Below are 12,121 nucleotides of genomic sequence, written 5' to 3'. Positions count from 1 at the left end.
TAATTTAGGAGGTTTTATCTATAATGGATGATTCAAATTTTTCATCTATCTTCAGAAAAGTAATGAGATTACATTTTTCTTTAATTCATGCAGAACTTGATAAGCTTGGTTTATACCCTGGGCAGCCTCATCTTTTAACGTCTCTTATGAAAAATGACGGTCAAAGCCAAAAGGAAATTTCTACTTGTCTTTTAATTAAACCAGCAACAATGACAGTTATGATTAAGCGTTTAGAGAAAAATGGTTTCATATATAAGAAACCTGACAAACTAGATGGAAGGATTTCAAGGATCTTCTTAACTGATAAAGGTAGAGATGCCTGCACTAGACTTAAAGAAGTTTCTGATAATATCGATGAAGTCTGTTTAAAGGATTTTTCAAAAAAAGATTCTGAAGAATTAAATATTTTATTAAATAAGATGAAAACTAATTTAGAGACTCATAAAAATTTATAATAAGGAGTGAATTTGATGTTAAAGATTTTTAAGCATCTTAAGCCATATAAAAAGGAATTATTTTTCGTATTAGTTCTTTTATTTATTCAAACTATGGCTCAATTATATCTTCCTACCCTTCTTTCAGATATAGTTAACACTGGAATAATGACCGGTGATATAAACTATATTCTTAAAATCGGTGGAATAATGATACTAATAGCATTCGTTGGTAGTGCTAGTACAATATTTGCAAGTTACATCTCTTCAAAAATATCTATGGGATATGGTAGAGATTTAAGAAGAAAAATTTTCACAAAAGCTGAAACTTTCTCTTTAGGTGAAATAGACCAAGTTGGAACTGCTTCACTAGTTACTAGAACTACAAACGACGTTAACCAAGTACAGCAAGTTGTACTTATGATACTAAGAATGATGGTTACAGCACCACTTATGTGTATCGGTGGTATTATTATGGCTGTTTCTGTTAATAAGGAATTATCTCTAATACTTTTAATCTCAATGCCAATAGTTGTTATAGCTATTCTTGTTATAGGTAAACTTGGTATGCCACTATTTAAGGCAATGCAAAGTAAACTTGATAACATAAACAAAGTTCTTCGTGAAAACTTAACTGGTATAAGAGTTATAAGAGCTTTTAATCGTCAAGATTACGAAGTTAAAAGATTTGAAAAAGTTAATGATGACTTTACTCAAAATGCAATTAAAGTTAATAAAATAATCGCAACACTAATGCCTTTATTAATGTTAATCTTAAATTTAACTTCTGTTGCTATACTTTGGTTTGGTTCAAAGAGAGTTGATACTGGAGTTATGGAAGTTGGTAACTTAATGGCATTCTTACAATACGTTATGCAAATAATGTTCTCATTAATAATGGTAAGTATGTTATTTATAATGATTCCAAGAGCTTCTGCTTCTGCTGAAAGAATAAACGAAGTATTAGATATAGACCCTACTATAGTAAATACTAAAAATCCTACAACTACTTTTAAAGAAAGTGGTCATGTAGAATTTAAAGATGTTTCATTCTTCTATCCTGGTGCTGAACACGGTGCTATCAATAATTTAAGCTTCGTTACAAACCCTGGAGAGACAACAGCCATAATAGGTGGTACTGGTTCTGGTAAATCAACTATACTTAACCTATTAACAAGATTCTACGACGTATCAAAAGGAGAAATTTTAGTTGATGGAGTTAACGTAAAAGATATGACTCAAGAAACTTTAAGAAGCAAGATAGGATTTGTTCCTCAAAAAGCTGTCTTATTCTCTGGTACTATAGAAGAAAACTTAAAGTATGGTAAAGAAGATGCAACTAAAGAAGAATTAATTCACGCAGCTAAAATAGCTCAATCTTATGATTTTATAGAAGAAAAAGAAGATGGTTTTAATTCTAATGTTGAGCAAGGTGGTAAAAACTTCTCAGGTGGACAAAAACAACGTTTAGCAATCGCTCGTGCTTTAATTAGAAAACCTGAAGTTTATCTTTTCGATGATAGCTTCTCAGCTTTAGACTTTAAGACAGACTCAAAACTTAGAGCTGCACTTAAAAGTGAAACTACAAAATCAGCTGTTATAATAGTTGCACAAAGAGTAAGTACTATTATGGATGCAGACAGAATCATAGTTTTAGATGACGGAAATGTCGTTGGAATGGGAACTCACAGAGAATTATTAAATAACTGTGCAATTTATAAAGAAATTGCCTCATCACAATTATCAGAGGAGGAACTTTCAAATGAGCATAGATAAGAATAAACAAAAATCTGCTCCTAAAGGCGGTATGGGTGGTGGCGGAAACCACGGTGTCGTTATGGGCGGAGAAAAAGCAAAAAATTTCAAAGGTACTGGTAAAAGATTATTATCATACCTTAGACCTCATAGAACTAAATTAATCATTGTATTAATTATGGCAATTCTAAGTACTGCTTTTACAGTATTTAGCCCTAGATTACTAGGAGATACTATTAACGTTATACTTGAAGGAATGATAGCTAAGTTTAAAGGAGTTCCAAACGCTGGAGTTGACTTTGGTAAATTAGGTTATTATATTTCACTATTACTTGGTTTTTATATTTTAAGTGCAATATTTATGTACGCTCAACAATACCTAATGGCAGGTGTTGCTCAATACACTGTTAAAGATTTAAGATCTGCTGTTGAAAATAAACTTAATAGATTACCTATTAGCTACTTTGATGCAAACTCAAAAGGTGATATCTTAAGTAGAGTTACAAACGACGTAGATAATATAGCAAGTACTCTTCAACAAAGTTTAACTCAGCTTATATCATCAGTTGTTTCAATTATAGGTATTACTATAATGATGCTAAGTCTTAGCCCATTATTAACTTTAATTTGCGTATTAACTTTACCTGTTTGTATAATAGCAACTAGACCTATTATAGGACGCTCACAAAAGTTCTTCTCTTCACAACAAAAAGAACTTGGTAAACTTAATGGACACGTAGAAGAGGTTTATACAGGTCACACTGTAGTTCGTGCTTTTGGTCACGAGAAAAAAGCTATCTCTGAATTTGATGAAATAAATGATAATCTTTATGAATCAGGGTGGAAAGCTCAATTTATGTCAGGTTTAATAATGCCTTTAATGCAATTAGTTAATAATATCGGTTACGTAATTATTGCAGTTGTAGGTGGTATATTAGTTACTAAAAACAAATTAAGCGTAGGTTACATTCAATCATTTATCCAATATTCAAGACAGTTTACTCAAATGATTAACCAAACTGCAAACATTGCAAATATCCTTCAATCAACTATGGCTTCAGCTGAAAGAGTTTTTGAAATCTTAGATGAAAAAGAAGAAATTAAAGACCCTGAAAATCCTAAGACTTTAGTAGACCCTAAAGGAAACGTTGATTTTAAAAATGTTAAATTTGGATACTCTCCTGAAAAATTATTAATGAATGACATGAACGTTACTGCAAAGCAAGGTCAAACTATTGCTATAGTAGGTCCAACTGGTGCAGGTAAAACTACTCTTATTAATTTATTAATGAGATTCTACGAATTAAACGGTGGAGAAATTCAATTTGATGGAGTTAATATAACTGAATTTACTAGAGGATATTTAAGAAGTATGTTCGGTATGGTTCTTCAAGATACTTGGCTATTTAACGGAAGCATAAAAGATAATATAGCTTACGGTAAAGAAGGTGCTACTTTTGAAGAAGTAGTTGAAGCTTGTAAAGCAGCTCACGCTGACCACTTTATAAGAACTCTTCCTCAAGGTTATGACACTGTATTAAACGAAGAAGCTTCAAATATCTCACAAGGACAAAAGCAATTATTAACTATTGCACGTGCAATCCTTGCAAACCCTAGAGTTCTTATCTTAGATGAGGCTACAAGTTCAGTTGATACAAGAACTGAAACTTACATCCAAAACGCTATGACAAGACTTATGGAAGGTAGAACAAACTTCGTTATAGCACACAGACTTTCAACTATAAAAGATGCTGATTTAATCTTAGTTATGAATCACGGTGACGTTATAGAACAAGGTTCTCATAAAGAACTTATGAGTCAAAACGGATTCTACGCAGATCTTTATAACAGTCAATTTAAAGATGCTGAAGAAGAATTAGCTTAAATCAAAAAGGATAATCACAATTAAGTGATTATCCTTTTTTTATTTAAAAACTACAACTTCCGTTTCGCTTATAGCTTTTTCTACTAACTCATCAAAGTCTAATGCATTTTCTGATTTAATTATCTTTTCTAAAACTGGTTTAGTTTTAGGGTGCTTTGGAACAAATATAGTGCAGCAATCCTCATACGGTAAAATTGAAGTTTCATAAGTTCCTATATATCTTGCTATTTTCATTATCTCTTCTTTATCCATAGTTATAAGAGGTCTAAACACAGGTCTGTCTGCTTTATCTGAACTTACTACTAGGCCTTCCATAGTTTGACTTGCAACTTGCCCTATACTCTCTCCTGTTGCTACTGATTGTATCCCTTCTCTATCTGCTAAAGAACAAGCTACACCCATCATAAATCTTCTCATTATTATAGTTAATTCATCTTCAGGGCAGTGTTTCATTATTTCCATTTGAATTTCTGTAAAAGGAACTATAAATAACCTTACCTTTTCAGTGTATTCTCCTAATATTTTTGCAAGTTCTTTAACTTTATCTTTAGCTCTTTCTGACGTATAAGGGTGACTGTGATAGTATACGCAATTAAGTTCAACTCCCCTTTTTGCCATTAAGTATCCTGCAACTGGAGAATCTATTCCTCCAGATAACATAAGCATAGTGCTTCCGTTTATTCCATAAGGTAGTCCGCCTACTCCCTTAACTTTATCCTTGTTTGTGTAGACGTATGCTCTTTCTCTAATTTCAACGAATACTTGACACTCAGGATCTTTAACCTTTACGCTTAATTCGTCTTTATAATTTTCTAAAATAAAGCTTCCGATATCTCTTGAGATATCCATAGATTTTCCTTCAAATCTTTTGTTTGCTCTGTTAGTTATAACTTTAAAGTCCTTAGGTTTATAAAGCTGTATTTTTTCTAGAGCTTCTTTTTTAATTACATCTAATTCAGGTAGTACTTCAGTAACTATACATACTTCTGATACTCCAAATACCTTTCTTACTCTATCTATTCCTTCTTCTAAATCATCTACCTTTATGAAATATCTTCCTTGGTCACTTATAATTTCATATTCTAATCCCTTAAGTTTCTTTTTTATATTATCTCTAAGCTTTTTTTCAAATTTATTTCTATTTAATCCTTTTAAAAATATCTCTGATGCATATTTAACTAATATTAATCTTCTCATCTTTTCATCCTCCTTAAAAATTTTAGTGAATCTTTTAATATACTGATAACTTTATCTATTTCTTCTTTTGTATTATTTTCATCAAAAGAAAATCTTATGGCACTTTCTGCATCTTTATCACACTTTCCTATAGCTTTTACTACATAGCTTCCGCTAGCTATACTTTTTTTAGAAGTGCATGCAGAACCAGTAGATACAAAAATATTATTTTCTTCTAAAAGATGAAGTAGTACTTCACCTCTAACTCCTCTAAAAGATACATTTAATATATATGGTGATTGATTTTCATCTATCGAGCTATTTATGCTTATATCATCTAATTCTTTTAACCTCTCTACCATATATTCTGAAAGCTTAGTAACTTTAATATAGTTTTCATTTTTGTTTTCATAAGATATTTCAGAAGCTTTTAATAGAGCCATAATCCCTGGTACGTTTTGAGTTCCAGCACGAAGTCCTCCCTCTTGACTTCCTCCATGAATAAGTGAATTTAATACTATTCCCTTTTTCAAATATAAAAATCCAACGCCTTTAGGTCCGTGTATCTTATGCCCTGTAATAGTTAATGCATCTATATGCATTTTCTTTACGTCTATTTTAAATTTCCCAAAGCCTTGAACTGCATCTACATGAAATTTAGCACGGCTACTTTCTTCTTTTATTAATTTACCTATCTTTTCTATTTTTTGAATTGAACCTAATTCATTATTTACAAACATTATTGAAACTAAAACTGTATTTTTAGTTATAGAATTTTTTAATTCTTCTAAAGATATCATTCCATTTGAATCTACTTTTAAATATGTAACTTTAACTCCGCACTTTTCTAGTTCCTCGTAAGTCTTTAAAACTGAGTGGTGCTCAAATTTTGTGGTTATTATATGTGAATTTTCCTTAGAAAGACCTTTTATAATTAAGTTATTCCCTTCACTTGCACCCGAAGTAAAGTAAATCTCTTCTTTTGATGCATTAATAATTTTACTTATCCCGCTTCTTGCTTCATTTAAGTTTTTTTCAGCTTCAAGCCCTAGTCTATGCAAAGATGACGGATTTCCATAACAATTTTTCATATAGTCTGCCATTACTTCTATAACTTCATTATAAGGTTTAGTTGTTGCTGCATTATCTAAATATATATCCATCTAATCCCTCCTCTTAATTAGTATTTACTTAGCTTAATCTCTTATTCTTAATTTTAATTCCTAGTATATCTATAGGAATACTCTTAATTATATTATTATAATAACATAATATATTTTTTTTAAAAGGAATATTTAGATTCTTATCTATAAAAAAAGATTGATATATAAGATGCTTATCTTATATATCAATCTTTTTTATTTCTTTTGTTTTAATTCTTCTATTTCAAATCTTAACCTATCAGCATTTTGTCTAGCCCAGTTTATATATTCATCAAAGCACAGGTTTCCTTCGTGCATTTTTTTTGCATTATTTAATCCTACAAATCTATAGTGCCACGGCTCATACTCATACTTAGTAACTTCTGTCTTATCTTTTGGATACCTTAAAACAAATCCATACTTATATGCATTTTCACTTAACCATTCAAAAGCTTTAGTTTTATCAAAATCCCAAGTCAATCCTATATGTTCCGAACTTACAACATCTATAGCAAGTCCAGTTTCATGCTCGCTAGTTCCAGGTGCTGCTGAATATTTTTTAGTGTGTTCAGCCCCTTTTGTCTTGATGTTATTATTGTAAATTTGAGTCTGAACGGCATTACTTCTATATGCTGAAACTCCTAAAAGAGTTAACCCATCTTTTTTTGCGTCATTAAACATCTTTATTGCTTCTACTTTTGCCTCTTTATTGATATATGTATTAGAACTTCCCCCTATAAAAGGTAATCCTGAAGGCACGATATCTTTTGCAATAAAATCGTCTTTTAATGGATTAAACTTATTTACAAGCATCATATAATAATCATTTTCTATGCTTTCGTATTTTTTAAGTTCTTTATTTTTAAGTTCTAGAACCTCTTTATCATTTTTAGGTTTAATGTCTTCTACTATTTCTTCATTTGGTTTTTGTGCTTCTACTTTGTCTATATTTTTATCTTCTTTTATTCCATAAAAAACGCCTATTAAAATAATTACTACAGCTAAACTTACTATAGAAACTATTATCTTTTTTTTCTTATTCATTATTTCCCCCAATTTATTTTATTACCTATAAATAAACACTCTAACTGGAGCACCATCTCCATTTTTTATTTTCATAGGTGCTACAATTATATCATATTCCCCTAATTTCCCATCTAAATTGCATAGATTTTCTATTATTAACTTATCATTTTTTAGTAAGATTTCGTGATTATATAAGTTTTCACTAGAATCTACAGATATACAGTCTACTCCTATACCTTTTAAACCCTTCAAATTTCCTAGGAAATTTACAGCATCTCTATCTAATATAGGATATCCATTAAAATAACTATCTTTTCCCCATAATTTTTCGTATCCCGTGTAAAAAATTATATAATCAAAATTAGGTCTAATCTCACCTTTTATAAAATTTAAAGTTATTTTTTCTTTTTCCTTGCAATCTATAATTAAAACTTTTCCAAAAAAGTTATCTATACCATAATCATCTAAAGATTTACCGTCTTTAAAGATATGTTTCTGAACGTCAATATGAGTTCCTGTGTGAGTTCCAAATGTTACTTTAGTCACACTATAGCCTTCTTCGTAATCTGCTATTTTTTTAATCTCTACTTTCTCTTCTTTTGAGTAAACACACATATCTTCTTTAATAAAATGTGTTAAATCATATTTTTTCATTTGCTTCCTCTTTTATTTTCTTTAAATTTTCAAAGGATAGATCATTTCTCGTAGTATCCACCCTAAAATATATAGTTTCATTATGCAAATCTTTATTTAAAACTTCAAAAACTATATCTGTTACTATAGAATTAACAAAATCCTTACTAGTATCATTAAAAATATACTCAATATTTATTATGTCATCTTTACTAAAGTACATAGGGAACTTAACATCTCTTATTTCCTGTTGATTTATATACAAATCTCCTTTTTCAAGAAGTTCTTCCATATAATTACTTTGAATATTACTTATATAACAATCTTCTTTTACAGTATAATTTTTATAAGATCCAAAATCATCAGAATGCATACCTATCTTTTTTAATAAATTTCCTTGATTAAACTTCTCTTCATTTAATTTTAGATGAAGTTCTCCAAGGTTAATAGATTCTTCTTCATCGCTTCCTCCATTTAAAATAGCTTTAGTTACGACTTTTTCTTCTTTTACTAAGTTATCTTTATTATTAATCAAATCATTATCACCTAGGCAATCAATTTCTTTTATTGAATATTTACCATTATAGTAATCATCTATATATTTGAAATGATTTAATCTAACCCCTAGTTCCGGAAATATTATATTTTCAATCTTACTATCACTTGAATGGAAATAGTCTAAACTCTTTTCGTTGAATTCTTCTTTTGACTCTTCTATAAATTTCATCTTCGGTATATCTTCTCTTACGCTATAAATTTCTCCTTTAACTTTTCTGTATACAGTTTTATCTAAGTGTGTTTTTCCAAATACTAAAAAGTTAAATGCATAAGATGTTATCACTGACGCAGTTAAAATTATTAATATTTTTTTATTACGCCACATCTAATTTTTTACCTGCCTTTCTTAAAAACAAAATCATATAAATGTAAAGTATAAAAGAAAATAAAATTAATAGTAAACTAATTATCTTCATAAAATCTACGTGATTATAATTTAAATAAAATGCACTATATATCAAAAATATAGAAGTATATATTATATTGCATTTCCATAAATTATTAGACTCATTTTCTATTTTCACGTTCTTATTATATTTAGCCTCTAAAAAAATCCCACCTAATATAGAATCTAGTAAAAGTAGTCCTAATATGCTTAATGCTATATTTAAAAGACTATTTAAGTATATATTTTCTACCTTTAATAACCCTATAAATTTTAAAGACAAAGTATAAAATTCATATACAGCTAAAAATTTAGCTATAATTATTCCATCCTTAAATTTCTCATTTTTAAATGATAATTCTTTAAGTCCGTTTGCAATTAGAATATATCCTAGAAAATTTGCCGTAAGATCTACAAAGAAAAAATTAATGTTTAAAATAAGTATTATATACCCATAAAAAATATTTTTTAACCCTTTCTGCAATAGAATCCCCCCCTTATTCTATTTTACCATTATTATCATATTTTTAAATATTTTGTTTTATTTTTTTTTTATTTTTACTATATAAAACCCAAAAACCCCAACCTATCCTAAAAAGTAAAAAATAAAAATAAAATTTTAATTATTTTATGATTTGACACTTCCTTTTATTAGAATTAAAATTAAATAGTAATAAATTTTGTGCTAGGGGTGCCTTTTTGGCTGAGAGATGATTTATTCATTAACCCTTTTAACCTGATCTGGGTAACACCAGCGTAGGGAAGCAATAGTTTTAATATTTAAATTAACTATGTTTCCTTCTAGCACTATAGGAGGTTTTTTTTATGGAAAATTTTATAAACTCCCTATCTAATAATTTTATTGAGATAGGAAAGCATCCTTTTGCTATTTTAGCTGTTTTAGGATGTGTACTAATATTAATAGCTTTATTTAAGATAAGAAAAGTAAAGCTAGATGCTAGACTTATGACTAATGTAGGTATTGCCTTAGCTTTATCTACAATACTTAACACTTTTAAAATATATCACTTCCCTCAAGGAGGTGGAGTAACTTTAGGTTGTATGATACCTATCCTTATAATTACATTTGCATACGGACCTTATGTAGGATTTTTAACTGGATTTTTATATGGAATAATTTCTCTTTTAACTGATCCTTATATAATAAATCCTATACAAGTGCTTTTTGATTATCCACTTCCAACTATTTGTATTGGACTAGCTGGTTATTTTAAAAACAAACCTTATCTTGGAATAGGGATAGCTTTTTTCTTTAAGTTTTTATGTCACTTTATATCAGGTGCAGTATTCTTTGGTTCTTACGCACCAGCTGGAATGAGTGCTATAGTTTATTCACTATCAGTAAACTTCCCTCTTCTTTTAGCAGAGTGTCTAATAACTATGGTTATATTTAAACTTTTACCTATTGAAAGACTTATTAAATCAGTAAACCCTAGATATGCTTTAAATTAAATAAAAAAAGTGGCTTTAGCCACCCTATAAAAAAAGGATACTTTAAAAACTTTAAAGTATCCTTTTTCATTCATTATATAGTTCATATTTAGATTATTAACATATAATAGTTTTTTATACCCTCTAGCTATTTAAAAGTACATTTAAGTCTTCTATTACTGTCCCTAAATTATATTTTACCTTATCTAAAAATATTGAAAAGTCACCTTTTTCTTCTACTAATTTGCTTCCTTTTTCATCTTTTTTGTCTATATCTTTGAAATAATTTTTTATAGCGTCTTCTTTTCCATCTAAATCTCTGTCATTTTTTATTTTTATATGGTGGCAATCCTTATCTTTGTCCCCACAGTTCATTTTGTAATCTTCTATCTCTATGTAATCTTTTATGTCTTTCATATCGTTATCTTTTAAATCTTTCATAATGTTTACCCTCTCTTTCATTATATATAATATAGTTTCTCACCTTTATTATTTCATATACCTTTTAACAGAGTATTTATAATATGTTAATTTTATACTTTAAGCATAGAAAAAGACTATACAATAAATTCTTAAAGCATAGTCTTCTTTTAAGTTTGTATATATATTATAGGGAATGTCTATTAATAGACTATCCACTTTAGGTGGCTTTTATTAATCTAAGTTTTTAGTATCAATCCAGCTCATCATCTCTCTAAGTTCACTACCAACCTTTTCGATTTGGTGCTCACTTTCAAGTCTTCTTTTTGAATTAAAGTAAGGTCTTCCAACTTTATTTTCAACAAGCCAATTTCTTGCAAAAGTTCCATCTTGAATTTCGCTTAGAACTTTTTTCATTTCTTTTTTAGTATCTTCTGTAACAATTCTATTTCCAACAACATAATCACCATACTCTGCTGTATCAGAAATAGAATATCTCATCATACTCATTCCGCCTTGATATAATAAGTCAACTATTAATTTCATTTCGTGTAAGCATTCAAAATATGCATTTTCAGGTGCATATCCAGCTTCTACTAGAGTTTCAAACCCTGCTTTTATAAGAGCTGTACACCCTCCACATAACACAGCTTGTTCTCCAAAAAGATCTGTTTCTGTTTCATCTTTAAAAGTTGTTTCTAAAATTCCAGCTCTTGCCCCACCGATTCCATTAGCATAAGCTAAAGCTAAGTCTCTAGCATTTCCTGTTGGATTTTGATAAACAGCTATAAGACACGGAACTCCAGAACCTTCTGTGTATGTTCTTCTTACCATATGCCCTGGTCCCTTCGGTGCTACCATAAATACATCAACATCTGAAGGTGGTACTATCTGTGAATAGTGAATGTTAAATCCATGTGCAAAAACTAATGCATTACCTTTTTCTAGATTTCCTTCTATTTCATTTTTATAAAGTTCTGCTTGTTTTTCATCTGGAACTAACACCATTATGATATCAGCGATTCTACTCGCTTCGCTAACTTCTCTTACATCAAGACCAGCTTCTTTTGCTCTATCTTTTGATTTACTTCCATCGTATAAACCAACTACTACATCTACTCCGCTTTCTTGTAAATTTAATGCATGTGCATGTCCTTGACTTCCATACCCTATAACTGCTACTTTCTTTCCTTTTAATAATTCTAAATTAGTATCTTTTTCATAAAACATTTTTGCCATTTTTTCTTCCCCCTTT

At 29.3% G+C, this 12,121-nt stretch carries 11 protein-coding genes, 2 pseudogenes and 1 riboswitch; of the genes and pseudogenes, 4 read left to right on the top strand and 9 right to left on the bottom strand.

From position 1 onward, the window contains the following. Positions 1-23 precede the first annotated feature (23 nt). The 3 genes from INR60_RS11895 to INR60_RS11885 are packed head-to-tail and all read left to right on the top strand — an operon-like array spanning position 24 to position 4,074. Complete coding sequence (locus tag INR60_RS11895; protein ID WP_194191757.1) at positions 24-455, top strand: MarR family winged helix-turn-helix transcriptional regulator; 432 nt, start codon at positions 24-26, stop codon at positions 453-455. A 15-nt stretch (positions 456-470) separates the two neighbouring features. Beyond that, positions 471-2,210 carry an ABC transporter ATP-binding protein gene (locus tag INR60_RS11890; protein ID WP_194191756.1) on the top strand — a complete coding sequence of 580 codons (1,740 nt, stop codon included), beginning with the start codon at positions 471-473 and terminating at the stop codon, positions 2,208-2,210. Continuing rightward, positions 2,197-4,074 (top strand): ABC transporter ATP-binding protein, encoded by a 1,878-nt coding sequence (locus INR60_RS11885; protein WP_194191755.1) that lies wholly within the window; start codon positions 2,197-2,199, stop codon positions 4,072-4,074. The genes INR60_RS11890 and INR60_RS11885 overlap by 14 nt, the downstream gene beginning before the upstream one ends. 39 nt (positions 4,075-4,113) lie before the next feature. On the opposite strand, the gene thiI is transcribed toward INR60_RS11885, so the two are convergent. The 7 genes and pseudogenes from thiI to INR60_RS11855 all read right to left on the bottom strand — a co-directional run bounded on the left by thiI (position 4,114) and on the right by INR60_RS11855 (position 9,478). After that, positions 4,114-5,271, bottom strand: a complete 1,158-nt coding sequence (gene thiI / locus INR60_RS11880; protein WP_194191754.1) for a tRNA uracil 4-sulfurtransferase ThiI — start codon at positions 5,269-5,271, stop codon at positions 4,114-4,116. Next, positions 5,268-6,413 carry a cysteine desulfurase family protein gene (locus INR60_RS11875; RefSeq protein ID WP_194191753.1) on the bottom strand — a complete coding sequence of 382 codons (1,146 nt, stop codon included), beginning with the start codon at positions 6,411-6,413 and terminating at the stop codon, positions 5,268-5,270. Before INR60_RS11875 ends, thiI begins: the two co-directional genes overlap by 4 nt. A 308-nt stretch (positions 6,414-6,721) precedes the next feature. After that, positions 6,722-6,815 (bottom strand): annotated as a pseudogene (locus tag INR60_RS17725) (D-alanyl-D-alanine carboxypeptidase family protein); the annotation flags it as partial. Further along, positions 6,789-7,073: pseudogene (locus tag INR60_RS17720) on the bottom strand (M15 family metallopeptidase); the annotation flags it as partial. The pseudogenes INR60_RS17725 and INR60_RS17720, both read right to left, overlap by 27 nt. Positions 7,074-7,457: 384 nt before the next feature. Beyond that, positions 7,458-8,072 (bottom strand): cyclase family protein, encoded by a 615-nt coding sequence (locus tag INR60_RS11865; protein ID WP_194191751.1) that lies wholly within the window; start codon positions 8,070-8,072, stop codon positions 7,458-7,460. Continuing rightward, complete coding sequence (locus INR60_RS11860; protein ID WP_194191750.1) at positions 8,059-8,934, bottom strand: hypothetical protein; 876 nt, start codon at positions 8,932-8,934, stop codon at positions 8,059-8,061. Before INR60_RS11860 ends, INR60_RS11865 begins: the two co-directional genes overlap by 14 nt. Further along, a complete protein-coding gene (locus INR60_RS11855) occupies positions 8,924-9,478 on the bottom strand; it encodes a hypothetical protein (protein WP_194191749.1) in 555 nt (184 codons plus the stop codon). The genes INR60_RS11860 and INR60_RS11855 overlap by 11 nt, the downstream gene beginning before the upstream one ends. Before the next feature lie 193 nt (positions 9,479-9,671). Next, positions 9,672-9,774, top strand: a riboswitch (TPP riboswitch). A gap of 45 nt (positions 9,775-9,819) precedes the next feature. On the opposite strand from INR60_RS11855, the gene thiT reads away from it, so the two are divergent. Beyond that, positions 9,820-10,467 carry an energy-coupled thiamine transporter ThiT gene (thiT, locus tag INR60_RS11850; protein WP_194191748.1) on the top strand — a complete coding sequence of 216 codons (648 nt, stop codon included), beginning with the start codon at positions 9,820-9,822 and terminating at the stop codon, positions 10,465-10,467. A gap of 123 nt (positions 10,468-10,590) precedes the next feature. Here the strand turns inward: thiT and INR60_RS11845 are convergent, their stop codons facing one another. After that, positions 10,591-10,887 carry a hypothetical protein gene (locus INR60_RS11845; protein WP_194191747.1) on the bottom strand — a complete coding sequence of 99 codons (297 nt, stop codon included), beginning with the start codon at positions 10,885-10,887 and terminating at the stop codon, positions 10,591-10,593. Between the two features lie 213 nt (positions 10,888-11,100). After that, a complete protein-coding gene (gene ilvC / locus INR60_RS11840) occupies positions 11,101-12,105 on the bottom strand; it encodes a ketol-acid reductoisomerase (RefSeq protein WP_194191746.1) in 1,005 nt (334 codons plus the stop codon). Between the last annotated feature and the right edge of the window lie 16 nt (positions 12,106-12,121).

This window comes from Clostridium chrysemydis (assembly GCF_015234215.1).
In the GTDB taxonomy this organism is placed as follows: Bacteria; Bacillota; Clostridia; order Clostridiales; family Clostridiaceae; genus Clostridium; species Clostridium chrysemydis.
The sequence above is the reverse complement of the archived record's forward strand: the minus strand, read 5'-3'. Positions and strand labels throughout refer to the sequence as shown.